21 protein-coding genes and 1 pseudogene are annotated in these 21,448 nt (G+C 39.3%); 9 read left to right on the forward strand and 13 right to left on the reverse strand.

Annotated elements, in window-relative coordinates; genetic code table 11:
* On the forward strand, window positions 1–1,588 hold a 1,588-nt coding region (locus L656_RS0112930; RefSeq protein ID WP_024599504.1), incomplete at its 5' end, for a SulP family inorganic anion transporter.
* Between the two features lie 53 nt (window positions 1,589–1,641).
* On the opposite strand, the gene L656_RS0112935 is transcribed toward L656_RS0112930, so the two are convergent.
* Window positions 1,642–2,319, reverse strand: coding sequence for a glutathione S-transferase family protein (locus L656_RS0112935; RefSeq protein ID WP_024590248.1), 678 nt, complete (start codon window positions 2,317–2,319; stop codon window positions 1,642–1,644).
* A gap of 177 nt (window positions 2,320–2,496) precedes the next feature.
* On the opposite strand from L656_RS0112935, the gene L656_RS0112940 reads away from it, so the two are divergent.
* Window positions 2,497–3,267, forward strand: a complete 771-nt coding sequence (locus L656_RS0112940) for a DUF1223 domain-containing protein (protein ID WP_024599505.1) — start codon at window positions 2,497–2,499, stop codon at window positions 3,265–3,267.
* Window positions 3,268–3,292: 25 nt separating this feature from the next.
* Here the strand turns inward: L656_RS0112940 and L656_RS0112945 are convergent, their stop codons facing one another.
* Window positions 3,293–3,946, reverse strand: coding sequence for a hypothetical protein (locus L656_RS0112945; protein ID WP_024599506.1), 654 nt, complete (start codon window positions 3,944–3,946; stop codon window positions 3,293–3,295).
* A gap of 184 nt (window positions 3,947–4,130) precedes the next feature.
* Here L656_RS0112945 and L656_RS0112950 point away from each other — a divergent pair, with 184 nt between their 5' ends.
* Together L656_RS0112950 and L656_RS0112955 are read left to right on the forward strand one after the other, a co-directional pair.
* Complete coding sequence (locus tag L656_RS0112950; protein ID WP_024599507.1) at window positions 4,131–5,489, forward strand: serine hydrolase domain-containing protein; 1,359 nt, start codon at window positions 4,131–4,133, stop codon at window positions 5,487–5,489.
* 205 nt (window positions 5,490–5,694) lie between these two features.
* Window positions 5,695–6,987, forward strand: a complete 1,293-nt coding sequence (locus L656_RS0112955) for an alpha/beta hydrolase (protein ID WP_024599508.1) — start codon at window positions 5,695–5,697, stop codon at window positions 6,985–6,987.
* A gap of 4 nt (window positions 6,988–6,991) precedes the next feature.
* Here the strand turns inward: L656_RS0112955 and L656_RS0112960 are convergent, their stop codons facing one another.
* The gene (locus L656_RS0112960) at window positions 6,992–7,813 is read right to left on the reverse strand and encodes an AraC family transcriptional regulator (RefSeq protein ID WP_024599509.1); all 822 of its coding nucleotides are present in this window, start codon (window positions 7,811–7,813) and stop codon (window positions 6,992–6,994) included.
* A 126-nt stretch (window positions 7,814–7,939) separates the two neighbouring features.
* Here L656_RS0112960 and L656_RS0112965 point away from each other — a divergent pair, with 126 nt between their 5' ends.
* Complete coding sequence (locus tag L656_RS0112965; protein WP_024599510.1) at window positions 7,940–8,410, forward strand: YHS domain-containing (seleno)protein; 471 nt, start codon at window positions 7,940–7,942, stop codon at window positions 8,408–8,410.
* A gap of 101 nt (window positions 8,411–8,511) precedes the next feature.
* Window positions 8,512–8,946, forward strand: coding sequence for a nuclear transport factor 2 family protein (locus tag L656_RS0112970; protein WP_024599511.1), 435 nt, complete (start codon window positions 8,512–8,514; stop codon window positions 8,944–8,946).
* Window positions 8,947–9,013: 67 nt separating this feature from the next.
* On the opposite strand, the gene L656_RS0112975 is transcribed toward L656_RS0112970, so the two are convergent.
* The 7 genes from L656_RS0112975 to L656_RS0113005 all read right to left on the reverse strand — a co-directional run bounded on the left by L656_RS0112975 (window position 9,014) and on the right by L656_RS0113005 (window position 14,869).
* Entirely contained in the window at window positions 9,014–9,355 is a 342-nt protein-coding gene (locus L656_RS0112975) for a YajD family HNH nuclease (protein WP_024599512.1), read from the reverse strand.
* 37 nt (window positions 9,356–9,392) lie between these two features.
* Window positions 9,393–10,328 (reverse strand): hypothetical protein, encoded by a 936-nt coding sequence (locus tag L656_RS0112980; protein ID WP_024599513.1) that lies wholly within the window; start codon window positions 10,326–10,328, stop codon window positions 9,393–9,395.
* A gap of 85 nt (window positions 10,329–10,413) precedes the next feature.
* A complete protein-coding gene (locus L656_RS0112985) occupies window positions 10,414–11,028 on the reverse strand; it encodes an acyl carrier protein phosphodiesterase (RefSeq protein WP_024599514.1) in 615 nt (204 codons plus the stop codon).
* Window positions 11,029–11,241: 213 nt separating this feature from the next.
* Window positions 11,242–11,475 carry a ChaB family protein gene (locus tag L656_RS0112990; protein WP_024590240.1) on the reverse strand — a complete coding sequence of 78 codons (234 nt, stop codon included), beginning with the start codon at window positions 11,473–11,475 and terminating at the stop codon, window positions 11,242–11,244.
* 16 nt (window positions 11,476–11,491) lie between these two features.
* Window positions 11,492–12,061 carry a superoxide dismutase family protein gene (sodC, locus tag L656_RS0112995; protein WP_024599515.1) on the reverse strand — a complete coding sequence of 190 codons (570 nt, stop codon included), beginning with the start codon at window positions 12,059–12,061 and terminating at the stop codon, window positions 11,492–11,494.
* 854 nt (window positions 12,062–12,915) lie between these two features.
* Window positions 12,916–13,410, reverse strand: coding sequence for a hypothetical protein (locus tag L656_RS0113000; protein WP_024590238.1), 495 nt, complete (start codon window positions 13,408–13,410; stop codon window positions 12,916–12,918).
* Window positions 13,411–13,636: 226 nt separating this feature from the next.
* Window positions 13,637–14,869, reverse strand: a complete 1,233-nt coding sequence (locus L656_RS0113005; RefSeq protein ID WP_024599516.1) for a Vgb family protein — start codon at window positions 14,867–14,869, stop codon at window positions 13,637–13,639.
* Window positions 14,870–15,196: 327 nt separating this feature from the next.
* On the opposite strand from L656_RS0113005, the gene L656_RS0113010 reads away from it, so the two are divergent.
* The 3 genes from L656_RS0113010 (at window position 15,197) to L656_RS0113020 (ending at window position 17,462) form a co-directional block, all read left to right on the forward strand.
* On the forward strand, window positions 15,197–15,442 hold the full coding sequence (locus L656_RS0113010; RefSeq protein WP_002958040.1) for a DUF4235 domain-containing protein: 246 nt from the start codon (window positions 15,197–15,199) through the stop codon (window positions 15,440–15,442).
* A 259-nt stretch (window positions 15,443–15,701) separates the two neighbouring features.
* Window positions 15,702–16,010, forward strand: a complete 309-nt coding sequence (locus tag L656_RS0113015) for a hypothetical protein (protein ID WP_024599517.1) — start codon at window positions 15,702–15,704, stop codon at window positions 16,008–16,010.
* 303 nt (window positions 16,011–16,313) lie between these two features.
* A complete protein-coding gene (locus L656_RS0113020; protein ID WP_024599518.1) occupies window positions 16,314–17,462 on the forward strand; it encodes a hypothetical protein in 1,149 nt (382 codons plus the stop codon).
* A 246-nt stretch (window positions 17,463–17,708) separates the two neighbouring features.
* Here the strand turns inward: L656_RS0113020 and L656_RS0113025 are convergent, their stop codons facing one another.
* The 3 genes and pseudogenes from L656_RS0113025 to L656_RS0113035 form a co-directional block, all read right to left on the reverse strand.
* Window positions 17,709–17,966, reverse strand: coding sequence for a hypothetical protein (locus tag L656_RS0113025; protein WP_024599519.1), 258 nt, complete (start codon window positions 17,964–17,966; stop codon window positions 17,709–17,711).
* Between the two features lie 21 nt (window positions 17,967–17,987).
* Complete coding sequence (locus tag L656_RS0113030) at window positions 17,988–19,739, reverse strand: hypothetical protein (protein WP_024599520.1); 1,752 nt, start codon at window positions 19,737–19,739, stop codon at window positions 17,988–17,990.
* A gap of 1,156 nt (window positions 19,740–20,895) precedes the next feature.
* Window positions 20,896–21,448: pseudogene (locus L656_RS0113035) on the reverse strand (glycine dehydrogenase (aminomethyl-transferring)); the annotation flags it as partial.

Consider the following 21,448-nt stretch of genomic DNA (forward strand, 5'->3'; position numbering starts at 1 on the left):
CGCCGCCGTAGGGTTATATTCTTGCATACTGCCAATGATGCTATATGCTCTTTTTGGCACTTCCAAACAACTAATAGTTGGCCCTGATGCCGCCACCTGCGCCGTTATTGCCGCCGTAGTAACCCCTCTTGCTGCAGGTGACAGCTTTAAACATTGGCAACTTGTTGTCACCATGACCGCTATGACCGGCTTTTGGTGTTTTATAGCTAGTAAATTTAAGCTAGGCGTATTAGCCGACTTTTTATCTAAACCTATTTTAATGGGCTTATTAAATGGCGTAGCCATCACTATTATTGTTGGTCAATTTTCTAAAGTATTCGGTTTTACCTTTGACGAGCGCTACCTACTTGAACGCCTAGGTGGTGTACCCACATACCTAGCGCAAACACATGTTCCCACCTTGTTAATGGCCTTGTTCACATTGGCGGTTTACTTTGCCATGAAACGCATAAAACCCACGTGGCCGGCATCAATGTTTGCCATTGCATTTGGTGCGATTTTGGTATGGATTTTTGATTTAAAACAACTTGATATAAAAACTATTGGCACCGTAACTGGCGGACTTCCCGTTTTTAATACTCCTGTTTTTGATTTAGGAATTATTCGTGAGCTAGTGGTACCCGCACTTAACTTAGCCATCGTGAGCTTTGTAAGTATGATGCTAACTGCCCGCAGCTTTGCCGCTAAAAACGGCTACGATATAGATGCCGATAAAGAATTTAGAGCATTAGGTATTGCCAATATAGCGTCAGCTCTTTCGCAAGGTTTTGCAGTCAGTGGCGCCGACTCACGCACCGCAGTTAACGATGCAACGGGTGGTAAAACGCAGTTAGTATCAATAATAGCAGCGGCCATTATTGCTATCATAGCCGTTTTTTTAACAGCCCCGCTTGAGTTTATTCCAAGCGCAGCGCTGGGTGTTGTACTTATTATTGCTTCTGTTCATTTACTCGATTTAAAAGCTGTTTGGCAATTAAAACGAAAAGATAAACAGGCATTTTATCTCGCCTCAGCCACCTTACTTGCGGTGTTATTTATTGGCGTTATACCAGGGATCACACTTGCTGTATTACTGGGGTTATTTCAATTTATTCGCACTGTTATGCGCCCAACCGACAATATACTCGGCGTAGATGTTAACGGTGTAGTAAGAAGCTTAGACGCCACAGATAAAGCAAAGGCAGTGCAAGGCGTGTTTATTTATCGCTTTAATTCACCTTTAACTTACTTTAATGCCAGCTACTTTAAACGCAGATTACTTGAGCAATACGCAAGGCAAAAAGGCGACACCCAATGTGTAATAATTGACGCTGTGCCCTGCTTTACTCACTTAGATTTAAGCGTAATGGCCATGCTTGCCGACCTCGACGTTATATTTAAAAAGCGCGATATAAGGCTTGAACTTGCAGGTAGAAAACGCCAACTACTTTCGTGGTTTGATATTGCAGGAATGAAGTCGGGAAAAGAAGGTATATACATTCACTCAGACCTATACATCGCCCTAAAAAGAAATAGCGTAAGCCAGCATACAGAGGAAGTTAATTTATTCGTGGCAGATGAAAATAAAGAGGCGCTCACACATCCATAAAATACTAAACAGCAGATCAGCTAGCTGGCTCTGCTGTTTGTATTAAGTACTTTTTATACTTTTGGGTAATTTGAAGGGAAAAACGCTTTTTTAGCGTCTTCATCAAACTCTTTTTTAAATGCTACATCAGTACCAATTACGCGTGCACGTGCAACCGCTGGGCGGCTATCAATGCTTTCAAACCAACGCTTAAGATTTGGATACGGTGCTAAACCTTCTTCACCTAATACAACCGGTGCTTTATCGATCCAGCCCCAAGCAGAAACATCAGCAATAGTGTATGTATCACCCACAATAAAGTCGCGACCTTCAAGATGTGTATCAAGTACTTCGTAGTGGCGCTGCGCTTCACGTAAATAACGATTAACCGCGTAATCAAGCCCTTCTGGCGCCATATGTCTAAAGTGAACACTTTGCCCTGAATACGGGCCGAGGCCAGATGCGATAAACATTAACCACGACAGCATTTCAGCGCGATCATCGCTCTTACCTTCTAGCTTTCCATATTTTTCAGACAAGTACATTAAAATAGCATTCGAATCGAACACACGCGTTTCACCATCAACAATTGCTGGCGCTTTTGCGTTTGGGTTAATTGCTTTAAATTCAGGTGTATGTTGCTCACCTTTTAAAGTATCAAGAGGAACAAGTTCAAACGGCAAGCCTGTTTCTTCTAAAAAGAGTGCAACCTTCATTGGGTTAGGAGTATGGTGAAAATAAAATTTAATCATGTAAAGTTCCTCAATAATTGAGCAACGATTAAAGCACAGCTTGAGCGAGTGTTCAAATTAAGTTTTCAATAAGTTAAATATGGAGTTAAAACGTGATTCAATTGTGAGTATTTCGTGATACTTCATTCGTAAATATCATTTAGGCTGAATGCAATATCAACCTTTGCGAGAAGTAACATGCCTTTTAAAGCACTATCCCGTCCATTTTTTATCTCACTTGTTGGGTTAATAACTTTTTGCTTTCAAAGCCAAGCTGATGAGCAAGTAATTATTTCAAGTACAGCTAATCCAACTACCTTTTTAGAGCTTTACACATCGCAAGGTTGCAGTAGTTGCCCACCAGCAGAGCGCTGGATTTCAACGTTTACAGATGATGAAAAGCTATGGACTGATTTAATCCCTATTAATTTTCATGTTACTTATTGGGATTACTTAGGATGGAAAGACCCGTTTGCCTCTGCTATTTTTAGTAAAAGACAACGTACTTATAAGGCACTCGGTAAAAGTAGGATTGTAGCAACCCCAGGGTTTATGGTTAACGGCAGCGGGTGGCAAGGTTGGTTTTATAAGCAAGCTATTCCTGTAGCTAAAGCCCCTTATTTGGGTAATTTAAAAGCGACTATAAACAACAGTAAAATTAATCTCGAATACAATACTGTTAATACCAAAGATAATACTAACCAAAACTTAATAGCCCATGTAGCTCTGTTAGGCTTTGGCATAGAAACACAAATACACAGTGGCGAAAACGCAGGCCATAAGTTAAAACACGACTTTGTGGTTATTGGTTACGAGCAAAGTAACATGCAAACTAAGCAGCAATTATCATTAACTGACTTAACCCTGCCTCGCGCTAATAATGTATCGCCAACAAAGCAAGCCTTAGTATTTTGGGTATCTGAAAAAAGCGACCCTACCCCACTACAAGTTGCAGCAGATTGGTTTTAATATGGATAAAATAAACAGCTGAAGTTTAAAAATAGGCCACCATTACACCTTTAACTATACAGCTTGTTAGTAGTCCGCTCATACCCATATACGTAAACATAAAGCGTTGTTCAGAATCTGTTTTAAACACGAAAGCGACTAAATAAAGAGAAGTAATAATAGCGACGCTTAGCATAAGCCCATAAATAAATGAGCCGCAATAGTGTGGTAATACAGCTAAAGCGAGTGCGATTAAATTAGTGCCAAAGAATGCTACGGGCTTTTTAATACCGCGTAAAATGGCAAATAGCGGTATAACAAAAGTAAGACAATACAGCCAAACAATATGAGTAGACCATTCGTAACTTAAGGGAGCTTTAACTTCAAAAGTAGAAAGCTTAAAATTACTCGAAAAGGTCAATCCTGTATTAATAATTACACTTACAATAAAAGCCCCAATAAATAGAGCGACTAACACCCCAATTGCACCGCCTGCGGTAGCCCCTGCTTTCTCTTTTTCTATAATTAAAATAATGACACTTAACAGCCCACTTAATTGCAACCACTGCCAATAGTCGCCCGTAAAGAGAGGGATAGCAGCTAAAACGATCGTAGTTATAATTAACTTACTTCCATCATTTGAGCGCAATAAATAAAAAGCCATAATAGCAATATAAAATAGAGCAGTTACATCAGGCATATCAACAACTTCCTTGTAAGAATTTAATAACAACCAATAAACGCAGCAATTATACCTATTACTGAGCCCCTATAAAATCCGATAATTGTGTTTACTTTTTAGCTGTGCAATATTAACTCATTATAAAACACAAGGATCGCTAAACCTATCTACAGGTTTGGTATAAAAACTAAAAGGGATGAATATGATTAAGCCATTTTACGCTAGCTGTTTGTTAGCCCTCACGCTATTAACACCCAGCCTCGTAAAAGCAAACCCAACGGCCTCGCAATATCAGCAAATTCTTAACGAAAACCTTGCTGAAAACGAGCCTGGGGTATCTGTAATTATAAGCAAAAATGGCAAAGTACTTTTCAAAGGAACGCGCGGGCTTGCCAACCTTGAACATAACATTGCACTTAACGAGCAAAGCGTTTTACGTTTAGGTTCTATTTCAAAACAATTTACTGCAGCTGCAATTATGATGTTGCAAGAGCAAGGTAAGCTAGCGGTTACCGATGATATTCATAAGTATGTTGCAAGCTTCCCTACTGAAGGCAACCTCGTCACAATCGAAAACTTATTAACCCACACCTCAGGCATCGCCAACTACACAGATGATGACGACCTATTCGATAAAGAAATACAAGTGCCCACCAGCGTTGACGATACGTTAGCGCGATTTGCCAAACACCCAATGGTGTTTAAACCCGGCGAAACAATGGCTTATTCGAACACAGGCTATTCACTGCTTGGTAAAATAATCGAGGTAGCAAGTGGCCAGTCTTATAAAGACTTTATTGAACTACACATATTTAAAAAGCTAAAAATGAACCAGAGTAGTTATGAAGGTCAAGAAATTGTTGCTCACCGTGCAGCCGGATATGAGCAAACAGAGCAAGGGTTTATCAACACCAGCTACATTAATATGGATTGGCCCTATGCCGCAGGTGCGCTTATATCTACTCCAACTGACTTAAACATTTGGTTTAGTGCACTAGCGTCTGGCAAGCTTATTAGTAAAGCAAGTTATGAGAAGATGTTCAGCCCTTTTAAACTTAACGACGGCAGCTTTTCATCCTACGGTTACGGATTAATTATTGAGCCTTTGAATGAATACACCGTAGTTAGACACACTGGCGGAATAAATGGCTTTTTAGCGCACGCACGCTATATTCCAGAGCAAAAGCTATATGTGGCAGTACTGGCTAATTCAAACCACATAAACCCTATTTTTATCAACGAAAAACTCACAGCCAGAGCACTAGGTATTGCACTTCCCGAGTTTAAAAAAGCAGATGTAACAGAGCAGCAATTAGCGCCCGTATTGGGTGATTACCAAATTGATGAAAACACCTTACGCAGCCTAATTTTTGAAAATAACGTTTTGTATTCAAAGCGCACTGGTGGCGATAAAACAAAACTTATTACGATGTCTAAAAATAGTTTTTACTACCCTAATTCAAACAATTACTTAGTAATAGAGCAAAACAGCCAAGGCCAATTGGTAATGAAGTATTTTAGTGGATTATCAACAACGCCTACTGAAGCGATTAAGATTTAACTTTATAACTCTCCCAAAAAACAATGCCCGCAGCTTTCGCTACTTATAAGCTCGGGTGTTTTTATTTTTAATCCTTGTTAACGCAACAATATATTATAAAATTAGTATGTAATGTGTGAAAGGTAATAAATATGTTACTTTCTATGTGCTAATTTTATACTTGACCTCTTTAGAATAATTTATAAACCGAAAATAAGGAATAAGCATGCTTTTTCACCCTCACGGTAAATCCTATATTTTCGCGCTTTTGCTCATTATTTTGCTATCTGCCTGTACTTCAAACCCAGCTTTAATGCCTACACCCAATTTATATGTAAGTACGCCTTATTCAGAAGCCCAAGTACCTAAAAACCTGCATACTACAAGTATGGAGTTACTCTATGTTACAGACCGAGCAGTTTCTGAAAAAAAAGGGGTTATGTATAACGCAAGTCGGTCGCCATCAATTGCATACGGTGTGGCAAAAGTAAATTTTGGCGATAAATCCTTGCTGTGGGGTGAGTTATTAGAGCAAAGTAATCTTAAAAATCGCTCCGCAAATTTAACTTACGTAATGGAAAAAGCGGATGAATTAGGTCGCTTTCCTTTATCGCCTTATAAATTTAGACGGGTAAAAAATAAACTCCAAATTGACGAAGATATTTTAGAACGCAAAATTTTTCACGAAACCCAATTAAACAAAAACATTAATCAGCGTTTAAAAAGCAGTAATAATAAAGACGTTATTTTGTTCGTGCATGGTTTTAATAATACCTTTAACGAATCGGTGTTTACCCTTGCCGGTATTTGGCATTTTTTGAACCGACAAGGCGTACCTATTGTTTACTCTTGGCCAGCTGCCGCCACAGGATTAACCGGCTATTTTGAAGATAAAGAGTCTGGTCAATTTACTATTTTTCATTTAAAAGAAACCTTACGACTACTTTTTAAAAATCCTGAAATAGAAAACATTCATATTATTGCGCATAGCCGTGGTACAGACGTAGTAACCACAACTCTTAGAGAGCTTATAATTGAAAACAGAGCTAGTGGCGGAAATCCTCGAGAAGACCTGCGTATTGAAAACTTAATTTTAGCCGCCCCCGATCTCGATTTTGGTATTATTAAACAAAGGTTAATGGCTGAGCAATTTGGACCTGCATTTGGACAAATTACCATTTACACCTCTCAAGAAGATAGCGCATTGGGTATTTCACAGTGGCTAACAAACAGCTTAAGCTTTGGTCGATTAAACACAAAAGATGTAAACATAAACGAACAAGACATATTTACTTCTGTAGGTAACGTAAGCCTAATTAAAGTACCTAAATCTGGCAGCTTAATAGGTCATGATTACTTTCATAGTGATCCTGCGGTAAGCTCGGATCTTATTAATTTGATACTGCATAAGGCGTCGCCTGGTTCTAAAAAGCGACCTTTGCAAAAACTCGAAAATAATTTTTGGTCACTCGATTCAAACTACCTAATTACAACGGATGCAGCTAACTTACAAAATTAAATGTTTACTGCTGGCTCAATAACCACTCTTTTGGCGCTTGCCCTGTTTTTTTTCTAAATACACGGGCAAGTGCAGAGCCATTTTCGTACCCAACCTGATTAGCCACTAAATCCATATTTTGATTTTTTAAAATAAGCTTTTTAGCGACCGATAAGCGCCAATCAGCTAAATAATCAGCCGGTGTTTGCTCAATTACACGCTTAAACGTGTCGGCAAATTTAGAGCGTGACATGCCGCATTCCTCAGCCATAGCGCTAAGCGACCAGCTTTGCTCTGGGGTTTGATGCATTTTTATTAATACCTTAGCCAACTGAGGATGCGCAAGCCCTGCCATCATCCCGCTTTTAATTGTGCCCTCTTTCAATACCTTACGCAGCACACTAATTAAAAATACATCACATAAGCGATCTATAATTAAATCCTTACCACTGGCGTCTTTAAATGCCTCTTCAAAAATCCAAAAAGCGCTCTGCTCTAATAATCCATTACCCGTTAATTCGTAATTTAAGCAAAAAGGCAGCGCCTGCAATAAAGGGCTATGCCCTCCACTTTGATAGCTAATTTGTGCACACACTAAATCAGCACCATCGCTTTTATCCGAAAATAAACAGTGCCCTGTAGAGTGAGGAAAAAATATAACCGAAGGCGTAGATAAAACCACTTCAAAGCCACTGTTACTGCGCACTTTGAGAGTACCTGAGCGCAATAAATGTAAATGCCCAACACCTTGATCGTCACTAAAGTCGCTCGTACCGCACATGTTTCCACTAAAAAACACATTGGCGTTAAGTGAAAAGTGACTCAGTACACTCGAAAGTACGTCCATAAGCGCCTCTTTGGATTATTGGTATGAAAATACAGACTAATAGACGCATATTAACCAAACAATAACGATAAAGTACAGTTGAGTTTTAAACAAACATACTAATTAAATTACCCTTAGGAGATACACATGAAATTTTCGACACTCACTAAATCAGCTTTTTTTGCAGCATCTGTACTTGCCAGTTCACTAAGCTTTGCAGCAGACATAGACGCAAATGCCGACGTTAACGATATTGCAATTAGTGGTTACGATACCGTTGCTTACTTTACCCAAAACAAAGCAGTAACAGGCAGCTCTGAATATACTGCAACACATAAAAATGCCATTTATAAATTCACCTCAGCTAAGCACCGCGACTTATTTAGAGCGAATCCAGAAAAGTACGCACCACAATTTGGTGGCTTTTGTGCGTTTGGTGTATCAATGGAGAAAAAGTTTGACGTAGATCCAGAAGCGTTCAAAATTGTTGAAAACAAACTTTATTTAAATCTTGATAAATCAGTTCAAAAACAATGGCTAAAAGACGTACCAGGCTTTATTACTTCAGCCGACTCAAACTGGTTTGACATAAAAGACAAAACAGCAAAAGAGCTTTAATAAACAAAGTTTCATTTAAATATAATATTGTGAGGCTGCTTTAGCTTACACCAGCAGCCTTAAATTTAGTGCGTTGTTCATTATTAGCAGTAGAGAGTTTTATGTTGAAATCGTTGTTAGTTATTATAAGTGTTACCTTTTTATCGTTTAGTACATTGGCTGATCAAGCCTCTGATAAAGTAGCGATAAAAGCCGCAGTAAACGACTACTTTCAAGGTCAAGGGGAGGCGAGTAAAGCGCGTTTATTTCGCGCATTTGCAGCAGAGCACGCAACAATGGTTGGCGTAGTAAAAAACGACGACGGTAAAGACGTTATTAAGTCGTATAAAGATATGACCAGTGTGCTTAACCAATGGGCATCAAACAAAAATCCAGCAGGTGGAAACCTCGATGGTGAAGTTATCAGTATGAACATTGTTGACGACCGTTTAGCTGTTGTTTTATTTCGCTCTACCAACCGTTTTTACGATGCACTAACATTAGCTAAACTAGATAATGAATGGAAAATAGTCGCTAAAGCTTATATTTTGCAATAACTATAAAACCAATAATCGCTGTTATAAATTTTAGCCTGTTTGTTTGACCATTAACGTGGCTCAAATATTACTTGGATTTATTTAACAGCGCTTTTAAATCGGCAAACGGAGAATGAGTTGCAGCTTCAACTTTTCGCTCTGTAGTCGACCCGCCATACATAATATGTTCGTGGTATTTATTGTGTTCATTATCGTGGCAATAAATACACAATAGCTCCCAGTTACTGCCATCTTCAGGGTTATTACTGTGATTATGATCAACATGATGCACCGTTAACTCACGCAAATTAGAGTACTCAAACTCACGAGCACAACGCCCGCATACCCAAGGGTATAATCTTAAGGCTTTTATTCTATAACCTTCCTCTTGCTTCACATAAGCCTGAGGTACTGCGTTATTATTACTCATAGTATTCCTGGTAAATTCACTATTTCGGTGCTCAATACTAAAAAAACTTAATTACTGACAAATCACCAAAAGAAGTATCTATATGCCGGCCTGTTTGCTCCCATGCACGAAGTACAACCATAAGTTTTTTATTGTCAGAAGTCCAAGACATTCCACCGCCGTATGCTTCAACTTTTTCACCGCCCGAATCTTTTAACCCCAGCCCAGGGTCTGTATTTCGAATATTTCCCTTACCTACTTTGTATTCAGCAAATACGTGAACATTATGCGGTAACGAAAATGATAAAAGCGAGCCAATACTCGCTCCATACGAATTAGAAATTAACTTAGTGACCTGTGGTGCAGACGAATTTAAAAAATCAGCCTGAAATACAATATTATCTTTATTCTCAAGGGATACATGCTTGAAAGACCACGCGCCAACAACACTTAACGACAAATCAAATTTGTTACTTAGCTTTGGCCTATTAAGAAAAAAATGCTCAAACAAAGACTCTTTATTGTTGAAGGTATAAAAGTTGTGTTGGCCAGATAGCTCAAACTTGGTTGAACGTGTATTTTGCGAGAAAATTTGATCCGTTTGATTGCCGCTTAAATTGCTAGCCGTGCTTTGCAGTCCTTCAAGCGTTTGATAGTTAAAAGTGATTTTAGAATTTTTAAACTTTCTATATGAAAGCAGTATATCTTGTGTTTTTGTTTCAACATCATCTTCAAAAATATCGGCAGAGTAGCCAATTTCAATGTCGTTAATATCAAAAAACACACCCACACGTTGGTTGTTTATGGGCTCTAACGAAAACAGTGTTTTTTGACTACTCCCAGCCAAGTCATCGTATATTAATGCGTGGCTAGTGCTAGGGTTTGAAATAGTTGTTCGTACAGACTTTAAGTCAAAGTCGAAAGCCAATACAGCACCAGATTGAAATGCCGCTAAAACGGCAAAGCTCACAATAGCCAAGTAATTGCGAATCATTAAAAACACTCAAAAATTAATTTGTATTAGAATAGCGCTTTTTTTACCTTAAATTATCACAAAAGGTTAACAATTGATGAAAACTTTAAATAATGCGCTTTATGCCATTTTTTGGGGTGCTTTCAAGGTCAAACTCACTTACATGCTTAATTAGCTCCGGAAAGAACGCTAAAAACACGGCTTCTAATTCATCGTAATTCCGCGCTATATCATCAGCCGCCCCCGCAAAGTTATTAGTAAAACGGATGCGGTTAGCAATATTATCAAGTGCTACTCCTATTCCCTCAACGGTTTCGTACTCTTTAAACCAATCGTTTTTGGTCATACTTGTTACAACATGCTGCATGCGCGGCGGCATCACAGGTATGCGATTATTCAAAAGCTGATAGCTGGTGTACTTAAAATCACTTAAAGGTTGCTTGCTAAAGCGCTGCCAATGCACAATTAAAAAATGATCAAACACCACATCAATAGCCACGCCAGCAAAACGTTTTCGCTCAGGTGAAAAGTACTGCTTGGCGTGTTTAACTGCGCGGTGGGAGTCTGTAAATTTATCGACTAAATAGTGGTTATCGAGCCCGTTTTTAACCGTATTTGGTAAGTGAACTATATGCCTTTTTCCACCAAAGTCACCCAACAAGTTTCCAAAGTGAGAATCGGCTGTGGGCTTCGCTAAATAAAGATGAGCTAAATAATTCAAAGTGTTCTCTGATTGGCTAATACAAATAAATAATAACGCAAATTTAAACCAAACTCACATTCGTGTTTAAACCAGTACTTATGGTTTTGCTTACCAGTTTTTACTCAAACAGACTGCAAAGTATTGTATAAACAGCGCAACTATAAAACGAGTATATAAAAAGCCGCTATATCAGCTATGGCGGCTTTTTAATGCTTAAGCTTTGTTGTTGGTTTAGTTACTCGACTTTACCCAATTTCCATTATCATTTTTGCTATAACTATTTTTAACCGCCGACCAAGCTACTTTGTGCGCAGTGGTTTCGCGGTCGTCGTCGTTTTTTCTATCGCTTGGGTCCTTGTAGGTATCCCACGCACTATTAAACGCCTCTTGATATATGTCTTGAGCATGTTTAGGTAAGTTACTTTTTACCGACTCAGGTAGTTCGTCCCGGTTTTTATATGGCATAGCTTTCTCCTTATATTTACTCAATTACGCCACAAGCAACACGGCTACCACCGCCACCTAATGGCTTTGGCTCATCTGCATAGTTGTCACTTCCTGCGTGAATCATCACTGCGTGTTGTTTAAGTTGTTCAAGCGTGAGCCTTGGCGCTAAAACAGGCGATTTAGCTTGGCCACTTTCATTTACATACAGCGCCGGTAAATCACCTAAATGACCGTTAGCCCAAGGATAACCATGATGCTCGCTAGCTTTTGGATCGAAATGCCCACCAGCGCCACCACCTGGCACGACCTTATCGCCTTTTTTCTTGGGTTCACAACTAGCAAATTGATGAACATGAAAGCCATGCTGCCCAGGCGTTAAACCTTTTAAGTTTGGTGAAAAAACAACGCCGTGATCATTTTCTGTTAGTGTAATAGTGCCTAGTAATTGCCCCTGCCCCGACTTAGTAACTTGGTGCATTTCAACGTTTACATTAGCCATTGCACTATTTTGTAGTAACGCGCTGGTAAATAATATTGCAAAAGCCGGTTTTAAAACGCGGTTTAAACTTCTTTTAGCTTTTGAATCAAACTGCAAATAATTCATCATCATCTCCTGGTTTATACCAATCTGCTTATATATGGGGTCTATTTAACATTAAGAAAATTACGCTAGAACTAGGCAAAAATTTTTATATCTAGTTGTTCTCGGCAATTGCTCCCTGCATTGCTCTACCTCCTGCATCCATGCAGTCGTAAATAAAAATTTTTAACGACGTTATAGTACAATTTAATTCGTTAAATTGATCAAAGATTTATGCAGGTTGGTATTAGTATCAAATTAATAAAACAATAACGCTAAATTAAGCTGCTATTAAACAAGTAGTTTCAATGTCTATACCAGTCCTATGTGCAAACATATATTTATGTATTTTTTAGTCGTAATTTATTGATTAAAAATAATTTTAACTAAATAGCTATTCAATTAATGAGCTAACTTTCACTCAAAGATTAAGTAAAAACCAAGGCATATTTACAAAGCTCGTGAGAAAAGATTACCAACGTCCCTACCAAAAAAGACAAGCCAAGTGAAAAAGAGGATCTTAAAGAGGCAGTTATTACTTAGGCGGTAGTCTCAAGTGTTGGTGTTGGTTGAATGGCCGTACGTTATAAATTTAAGAAGCGCCAATCTAAATAAGCCTTCTAAGGTACTCTTCACGCATTATATTTATAAGGGGTATTTATTTTTTATAATCAAAGCATGTTTAAAACCAACCCGCTTATATATGGGTCCATTTAATGACAAAAATTACGTTATTTAGTTGTTCTATATCAGAATTTTTAACGCAGTTAGCGTCAGATTTAATCCTTAAAATCAATTAAGTATTATTGCTCGGCACTAAAAAGCGAGCACAAAAAAAGGTGAAACCAAGTTTCACCTTTTTAATTAATTAGCTAGCATTACGCTGTAGATACGTTACTTGCGCCTGCATTGTTAAGTATTTCTTCAATAGCGTTTTTGTTGTCACTATCGTACTTAATACCAATTAATATAGAGCCTTTTTCAATGGCATCTTCATAATACTTAATTTCGTGCTCGGGGATAAACGCACCAATTGCGGCACCTAAAGTACCACCTACTGCAGCGCCTGCGCCACCAGCAGCAAATGCAGCGACTAATGGTCCGGCAACTAATAAGCCTGTACCACCTGTTGCTACAGTCCCTACGGCAGTGAAACCACCAATAATTGCAGCAAGAATACCACCCGAAGCCGCGCCAATAAGGCCGCCTTCAGAAGCTTTAGTACCTTCGTCTACAGCAAAATCTTCCTTTGCGTATGAGTCGTTGGCTACAATACTTATATCAGCTTCATTAATACCTAAAGCTTCTAATCTATAAATTGCGAGTGTTGCTTGTGATGCACTTTCGAATAACCCAGTAATAACGGTACTCATAATAACTCCTTTATTTATTTAAGAAAATACACTTACTACCAAGCAAAACTTAAACCAAGTAAATTATTATTTAAAATCAATAATATAAAACAAAACCCCGTGCTAACACTCTTATTATTAGAGTAAAAATTGCCAAATTTTGTAAAAAACTCCTACCCACATAAACAAACTTAATAACAAGCAATATGCAGTTTTAATATAAATATATTTACAAAAGGAAAATTTATTACTCAAACCATGTAATTTCAGCTAATTGATTGGTCGCTGTTTGGTGAATAATCAGCCCATTATTCCCCATGCGCATGTGCCTAATTAAACCTGAGTAAACCCCCTCTTTGCTCGGAATTTGCCAGCTTTGCATGGTTTCGGTATTAAGGTCGAACCTTACTAAGGTTTCAGGGCGTTTGGCTGACTCGTTAAACCAAATGGCGTTATCGGCATATTCAATTGCATACGGGTGACTGTTTTCACCGCTGGGATTATCCCACTGGGTGATCTTCTTGGTTTTTGGGTTATAGCGGCCAAGTTTACCCATACCAGAGTTAACATAAAAAACCATATCGTCAGGCGTAATGGCAAGTCGCCTTGCATGCGTTTTAGCACCCGGGAGTTTAATTTCGCTAAGCTCCATAGAGCTATTATCAACTTTAATCAAACAGTTACTACCATTACACGAAACCCACGGCGTGCCGTTTGAATCAAGCTTAATACCATATGGCCGTGAGCCTTCAGTGGGTAAAGTAGCGAGCTTAATATCGCCAGTTGTAGGGTCTAGCTTGCCAATCATATTACTGTGCTGGAGGGTAAACCAAAATATACCTGCCTCGTCAAATACACCTGTATGCGGGTCGCGGGCGTTTTTATCGGGCATTTTATACACTTTAAATTTTTCGGTTTTTAAATCTAAATATCCAACCGTGCCATTTTTATTACCTAAAAACCAAGGAGTTTGATTTTTATCAAGCGACACACTGTGCGCATAGGTACCACTTGGCAGTGTGTACTCTTTCATATCGCCGGTTTTAGGGTCTAACCTGCCTAAAATATTACCCCACTGGCCAACCCACCAAATGAGACCGTTTTTACCTTGTACCGGATCGCGAGCGCGCTGCCCAAGAGTAGGCACTTGCCAGTACTTAAAGCTAAGCTTTAAATCGCCCGTAACAACCTTAGACTCGCGCTTGTTATTAACAGGATAATGCTCAGCTAAATAAGCGCTTATATCTTTACTAAGCGCAGCACCCTCGCCCGTATCCACCATATAGCTTATTAATGTTTGCCAGTCCTGCTGACTATAACCCGCGCTACTCTCAAGGTTATTTAAACTATGGCAACTAGCACAAAGCTGCTCAACTAGCGGCCCTTGCTCGTTACTAAGCACAGTTACCGGTGCAGCCAAAGTGCCCGACACAGCCATTACCGCAACGTATTTATTAAATAAAAATCGATTTTTACTCATAACGCCCTCCCTTGTTTTTTAATATTAAAGCATAGGGCGATGGTGTTTACTATATGTACAGATAAGCCGACTGGAAGGTAAGTTAATTTGCAGAGTAAATGCCTCAAAAATAGACCTGAGCACAGTGGCACAGGCTTTACGTTAGTTACTTAGCTGATGCTTAAGTGTGATTTAAAACGACTAAATTACACAAAGAGAATAATAGCCGCTTAAAACCTGATTTAAAGTCTTCAGAGTCTATCGGTATGTAAATTGCTGGTACTACTGTTCTTACTTAAAGAGTTACATATTGATAACTCACGCTACAACTAAATAATCGAGGGTAATATGAGTAATAAACAGCTAATTACGACGATAGGTATAGGTCTGGCCGCTGCATCAGCAGGTATGTTAACAAGGAAAACTTTACAAAAATCGTGGGAAAAGGTTACCAACGAACCAGCCCCAAAAGATAGACCAAGCGAAGAAACCGATCTCAAAGAGGCCGTTACATGGGCGGTAGTTTCGGGTATTGGTGCGGGTGTTGCACGAATGGCCGTACGTTATGTACTAGACAAGCGCCGATCCAAATAAACCGACCCAATTAATACCTCTTATAAGTATTAAGCGCGTAATGCGATGAGGTTCTAAAAGCGGCTTGCGACAACCACTCCCTAGTTGTTGCAAGCAACTTGGCAAAACCCTAGGGCGCCTTCCGACATCCCCTCCAGATTTTAAGCTGATACACTCTATTAAACATTAACTCCCTTTCAAAGTTGTTGCCTGCCTACAAGCTTGCGTATAATGCCCGCATTCCGGCTGCATTTTTTAGCCGCTAACTTGGATTTTATTAATGAAAAAACTCTCTGCAGTGCAAATAAAGCAGCAAACACTTGTGCTTAATACAGCTGAAAAATTAGAAGAACAAGGCCGCGCTGAGCTCCCAGGTATGCTGCAATGCTGGTTTGATGTGGAATATCACTTATTTCCAAGTTCACTCCTGCTGTGCTTTCAGTTTGAAAACGAGCAAGCCTTAGCTGCCGCAGAGCCTGACTTATTAAAGTGGCAAAAACGCTTAAGCGGCGCAATGCTTAAAAAGGGCGTGATTTTAAAAGATATGCGTAAACATTTAGTGTTTACCTTAAAAGGACCTGACGATTAATAGAGGGTTTTAAAGGGATATAAGGCCTTTCGCTCGTGTAGCCGAAGCGCATAAAACCATAATGAAAAGCCGCTGCATTACTGCAACGGCTTTTTACTATTATGAGAGCTTAAAGTAGTACCTATAAAGATCAATTTTTGACTCAGGGATTTTTATTAGCCGATGATACTAATTGGCCGTTAAAAAATACGAATGCACTGCAAAAGCAAATATCAGTCGATTCAACGTTAATTGGTTGCGCTTAGTTAGCAATCGTAGGATAGTAAATTACACATAAAACAATCGCTTTATCTTAGGAGTATCATGATCAAAGTATTATTAGCGACCAGCTTAATTGCCTCTTCATTCGCTGTTTTAAGTAACCCTTTAACTGTTGAAGAACAGCGTATCAACAAAGCCCAAACAGCTATGCCAAGTGTTTTAAAAGCATTTACCCCAGAAGTATCAAGTTTTGAGCAACAATTTAAAGAGTTAAACGACTTTAAAAGTGCAAAAATATTAGTGCAAAGCTTTAGCTTTGAACTGTGGGAAAACGCCAAGCAACGCATAGTAAAAACCAACAATTACGACGACCGAGAGCTCTACTGGGCGCGCCTGCTTTCAAGCAAAGTAATACGCACAACATCGCCTAAATTTTCAATTACACAGGCTCAACTAAATACTTTACTAACCTTACTTGAAGAAGGCAGCAGAGGCCGTACCGACCTTGCTTTTTCATCAGGCAGCACTAAAAAAATATTACTAACGGGTTTTGACCCATTTTTACTCGATAGAAACATAAACCAAAGTAACCCCTCAGGTGTTGCGGCGTTGTTACTCGACGGCCAAGTTATTAATTACAACGGCGTGAGCGCAGAAATTAATACCGTTATGGTGCCTGTGCGCTACGAAGACTTTGATCAAGGAATAATAGAATCGCTACTTGCCCCCTACTACGCACTTAATAATGTAGACATGGTAGTAACCGTAAGTATGGGCAGGACAGAGTTTGATTTAGAACACTTTCCGGGTAAACGCCGCAGCGTAACCGCCCCCGATAATGCCAATATTGTGTATGGTGGAACGCAAACAAGCCCAGTGATACCAAAACTTAATGGCCGACCACTTCCGGGCAACGAATTTGTAAAATTTAGCTTGCCTGTAAGTTACATGCAACAAGCTAAAGGCCCTTATAAAGTTATCGACAATCACGAAGTCACCACGCTTGAAAAAACCTATAAAGCGGGTTCGTACGGCGAGCTTAAAAATAGTATTGCGGTAAATGGCGGCGGCGGTGGTTACCTATCTAACGAAATATCGTACCGAAGTATTCGCCTGCGCGACGCGCTTAATTCAAGTATACCTACAGGGCATATTCATACCCCACGTATTCAACAATTCGAACCTGAAACAGAAGCTAAAATAGTAAAACAAATAAAGGCAATGCTAGAGCAAAGCTTAGTAGCGCTATAGTTTAGAACTACTAGTTTGAGCGCGTAAAAAAGGGCAATAACATTGCCCTTTTAAAACCAACTGAAAATAACTTTTTTGGTAGTTAGATGAAGAAAATGCTCTTTTTAGCTTCTTTATCAAATTCTTTTTTTAACAGGGCTACTAGGGGAAAGCTTTGCATTTTTCCTCAATCACGAAAAGTAAAAAGAAAGACCTGACCCTATTGATATTTTGGTTTTTTCTAAGTGCATGAGTGTTTGAATTAGTCTACGGGGCGACTAATAACTCTTTTACTTGCAAATACTTACCACCAGCGTTTCCAAAATCTGAAGTATATGCATCCTCTATTGCTTGATTATCAATAGTTGCAGCTCCGCGATTTAACCTTATAACGACCTTTGAAAGCTCAACAGCTTCATGAGGAACCTTGAGTTTACCTAGCTCTACTAACCTTTCAACTCTCCCGAGATCGCGACGTAGAATACGGCCAAGTAGAAAAACTTGCTTTTCTTCTGAACGATTCATAAGAATTCTCCAAAAATAAAATCAGATACAAAGGTGACCTGCATAGTTTAACATCACCCTCTCAGACTTTCTACCGTCAGCACTCCACTGACTTTGCCTATTAGGCTCTAATGTTAGTACTATAGCTCTTTTTCCTTCATTCAAGCTCAACTCTCGATAAGAGCCATTTGATTCACTCCAAAAGCCAACCGTTCGGCTAGGTGGGAAACCAGTTCCATCAGAGCGCATAGTCATCCCAAGTGGTGTAATCGAGAGTACACTTGAACCAGGATCTTCAGATAAAAGTGATGCATATCTACCCGGCCATCGCGTTTTAATTTGAGGACCGTCTAAAAGCAAGGCAATAATTAAATTTGGCCCTAGAGCTCTAATCACTGGTGCTACAGGGTCTTGCCTAGCAAGGTCCTCACAAATTAAAGGACTAACTTGTATATCTTGTCGCTGGCAGTAATAACTAATAAGAGAGCGCTCATCAACTTTAGTAAACTCCCACCACTTTCTTTTAGGTGACAACCTGTTTCCTAACTTATAGTTATGAAGCTGAGCTCTATCTAAAAACCAACGATGATGTTTATGTTGTTCCACATAATCTACCGCAGTAGATGGTTCTATTTCTTCCCCGTTATGTTGGCCACTTACAGTAAATAACTTAAGTGCATTTACTCCAAACTTATGCTCTTCACCTCGTTCATAGACACCTGAAATAAAAGTGGGTATATATTTTCTATTCGTTTCACAATACAGTCTTATTTCATCGAAAAAAAGCTCAGCTTGAGCAGATTGCAAAGCACATTCGGGCAAAACAACCAAATCGACCTCATCAAATTCCTTGAAGAATTCATCTAAAATACTATCGACATTTTCTTTATCCTTTGACATTTTTGGTGAATACTCAAAAAAACCGAAATCGCTATCCATTTCTTGAACTTTAGATCCACTTACTTCGTTGAAATCCGTTCTGTCTACTTTTAATGGCCATGGCAAGATTAAGACATTATAGTTATCTCGCTTTGCCCAACGATCATCTTTTAAACGCTCAACGTATTTTAATGTTATTTCTGGTGAAATAAGTGTCAATTTATTTGTGACACTATTAATCGATATTCCACTTTGGCAAATAGTGCTTTTATAATGCACTGTACCGAACGACTTATTAGTAAATGCTAATTGAAACTCATACTCTTCGTTATTCAAAATCAAAAATTCGACAACACGCCCAGATATTGAACTATCTATAGGAGACAACACTGTTACATCTTTAAAGCTCTCATCTGCACACAAACAGATCTTTAAAAGGCTTTTTTTGAATTCAGGATCCTTTGTTAAATCATCGACAGAGATATTTAAATTTTTATACTCAAACACTGATAACAGTAAATCATTGATTTCAGATACATCAAACGTGCCTATATTTTTAAGGTCAGTGTTAATAAAATCTCGCCACTTTTTACCAACTTTTATGACTTCTTCGGTATCTGCTAGTGTCCAAGAAGACGTTTTTTCCGGAGAAACTAGTAGTCTGTAGCCACCATGTTTTGTAATAAGCGATGAGCATAAAGCGAATGCATTACACGGCCATAGAAAAAGTTCTATTAAATGAGTCATAGACTCACTATCCCACAAAGCACTTAGTTTTTCTTCATTTAAATAACTTCTCTTTACCTCACTTTTTGCTGTTTTCGGAAAATCCTGTCGAGTGAATTTGCTATCTGTTGATTGATAAAGAAACTCGCTAAACGCTGAATTAATGTATTCCTTTAACTTAATATTCAAATTTAAATACCTTTAAAAATAAAACGTTTGATAGAGCGTCAGCATCATCAGAGTAACTAAAACTAAAAAGTTAAACCCTACTCCAAGCTATGTTAATTATACCAAGAAATCAATGGGGTTACCCAACAGTAAATCTGCAGGGCAGGCCTTGCATTTTATCAATATCAAACATAAATATCACGTTTAACACCCTTCCCCGTCATCACGCCCTGAAAATAAGCAATTGATGAGTAATGCATTTCATGGATGAAATGAAAGCCATGCTTGCACATGGATGTGCTTTCATGGCGTTTACGTTCACATCAATTGTGTTTTAAAGGAAATAGCGTGATGCCCGGGTGCGCTGAGAGTGTTCAGAGAGGGACCAGCGGCAGCCCCNCCCCTCTTTGGCTGCCGTCGCCAGCGCGACAAAACCTTGAATAAGGTTTCTAATTTCTAGAAGTGCCCAACGTATTCGCGTTATCGGTGATGATAACCTCAAACACCTATTTAAATACTTATTCGGGCTGCCGCCCGCGCGTCAGCAAGCTAAACGCCTACAATAAATAACACATACTCTTGGTTTTTGAGCGAGTAAGTATATTTGTGATTCGTTGGGTTTCGTTATACTCCACCCAGCCTAGAGGAACTACAGAGAGGTGCAGGTCTTGTTTCTTGCCAAGACCAAACACCAACCTCACGTTTAACACCCTTCCCCGTCATCACGCCCTGAAAATAAGCGATTGATGAGTAATGCATTTCATGGATGAAATGAAAGCCATGCTTGCACATGGATGTGCTTTCATGGCGTTTATGTTCACATCAATTGTGTTTTGAAGGAAATAGCGTGATGCTCGGGTGCGCTGAGAGTGTCCAGAGAGGGACCAGCGGCAGCCCCNCCCTCTTTGGCTGCTGTCGCCAGCGCGACAAAACCTTGAATAAGGTTTCTAATTTCTAGAAGTACGTAACGTATTCACATTATCGGTGATGATAACCTCAAGCACCTATTCAAATACTGATTCGGGCTGCCACCCGCGCGTCAGCAAGCTGCACGTCTACAACGCTTAAACACACAAAAAAGCCGTTGCATTGCTGCAACGGCTTTTTTAATTTTTATAAATTCCCAAACTATAATGGAACTTACTACCCATTAAAGTTCAAAAATTAGTCTCTGCTCTTAGTCGCGATAAGTCTCTACCGCTGGGCATGAACATACTAAGTTACGGTCGCCGTATACGTCATCAATACGTGTAACGGTTGGCCAGAACTTGTTTTTAGCAACGCTTGGCACTGGGAATGCAGCGTAAAAACGGTCGTATGCACGGTCCCATTCGTTACCTAACACGTCGCCTTGTGTATGCGGTGCAAACACTAGCGGGTTATTTTCAATTGACCATTCGCCAGAAATTACTTTTTCGATTTCGCCTTTAATCGACACCATTGCTTCGATAAAGCGGTCAATCTCACCTTTTGATTCAGACTCCGTTGGCTCAATCATTAATGTGCCAGCGACTGGGAACGACATAGTGGGTGAATGAAAGCCGTAGTCTTGCAAGCGCTTAGCTACGTCCATTTCAGTAATGCCTGATAGCTCTTTAAGCGGGCGCAGGTCAACAATACATTCGTGAGCAACACGGTTGTTACGACCACGGTATAAAATTGGGAAGTGCTTGCTTAGCTCATGCGTTAAGTAGTTAGCGTTCACAATGGCCATTTCAGTGGCTTGTTTT

Source organism: Pseudoalteromonas sp. TAE56 (assembly GCF_000497955.1).
Classification (GTDB): Bacteria; Pseudomonadota; Gammaproteobacteria; order Enterobacterales; family Alteromonadaceae; genus Pseudoalteromonas.

What these genes read in the sequence shown, in the direction of transcription:
- L656_RS0112935 (WP_024590248.1), bottom strand. Translation starts at nt 2,319, where the DNA reads ATGATTAAATTTTATTTTCACCATACTCCTAACCCAATGAAGGTTGCA.
- L656_RS0112940 (WP_024599505.1), top strand. Translation starts at nt 2,497, where the DNA reads ATGCCTTTTAAAGCACTATCCCGTCCATTTTTTATCTCACTTGTTGGG.
- L656_RS0112945 (WP_024599506.1), bottom strand. Translation starts at nt 3,946, where the DNA reads ATGCCTGATGTAACTGCTCTATTTTATATTGCTATTATGGCTTTTTAT.
- L656_RS0112950 (WP_024599507.1), top strand. Translation starts at nt 4,131, where the DNA reads ATGATTAAGCCATTTTACGCTAGCTGTTTGTTAGCCCTCACGCTATTA.
- L656_RS0112955 (WP_024599508.1), top strand. Translation starts at nt 5,695, where the DNA reads ATGCTTTTTCACCCTCACGGTAAATCCTATATTTTCGCGCTTTTGCTC.
- L656_RS0112960 (WP_024599509.1), bottom strand. Translation starts at nt 7,813, where the DNA reads ATGGACGTACTTTCGAGTGTACTGAGTCACTTTTCACTTAACGCCAAT.
- L656_RS0112965 (WP_024599510.1), top strand. Translation starts at nt 7,940, where the DNA reads ATGAAATTTTCGACACTCACTAAATCAGCTTTTTTTGCAGCATCTGTA.
- L656_RS0112970 (WP_024599511.1), top strand. Translation starts at nt 8,512, where the DNA reads ATGTTGAAATCGTTGTTAGTTATTATAAGTGTTACCTTTTTATCGTTT.
- L656_RS0112975 (WP_024599512.1), bottom strand. Translation starts at nt 9,355, where the DNA reads ATGAGTAATAATAACGCAGTACCTCAGGCTTATGTGAAGCAAGAGGAA.
- L656_RS0112980 (WP_024599513.1), bottom strand. Translation starts at nt 10,328, where the DNA reads ATGATTCGCAATTACTTGGCTATTGTGAGCTTTGCCGTTTTAGCGGCA.
- L656_RS0112990 (WP_024590240.1), bottom strand. Translation starts at nt 11,475, where the DNA reads ATGCCATATAAAAACCGGGACGAACTACCTGAGTCGGTAAAAAGTAAC.
- sodC (WP_024599515.1), bottom strand. Translation starts at nt 12,061, where the DNA reads ATGAATTATTTGCAGTTTGATTCAAAAGCTAAAAGAAGTTTAAACCGC.
- L656_RS0113000 (WP_024590238.1), bottom strand. Translation starts at nt 13,410, where the DNA reads ATGAGTACCGTTATTACTGGGTTATTCGAAAGTGCATCACAAGCAACA.
- L656_RS0113005 (WP_024599516.1), bottom strand. Translation starts at nt 14,869, where the DNA reads ATGAGTAAAAATCGATTTTTATTTAATAAATACGTTGCGGTAATGGCT.
- L656_RS0113010 (WP_002958040.1), top strand. Translation starts at nt 15,197, where the DNA reads ATGAGTAATAAACAGCTAATTACGACGATAGGTATAGGTCTGGCCGCT.
- L656_RS0113015 (WP_024599517.1), top strand. Translation starts at nt 15,702, where the DNA reads ATGAAAAAACTCTCTGCAGTGCAAATAAAGCAGCAAACACTTGTGCTT.
- L656_RS0113020 (WP_024599518.1), top strand. Translation starts at nt 16,314, where the DNA reads ATGATCAAAGTATTATTAGCGACCAGCTTAATTGCCTCTTCATTCGCT.
- L656_RS0113025 (WP_024599519.1), bottom strand. Translation starts at nt 17,966, where the DNA reads ATGAATCGTTCAGAAGAAAAGCAAGTTTTTCTACTTGGCCGTATTCTA.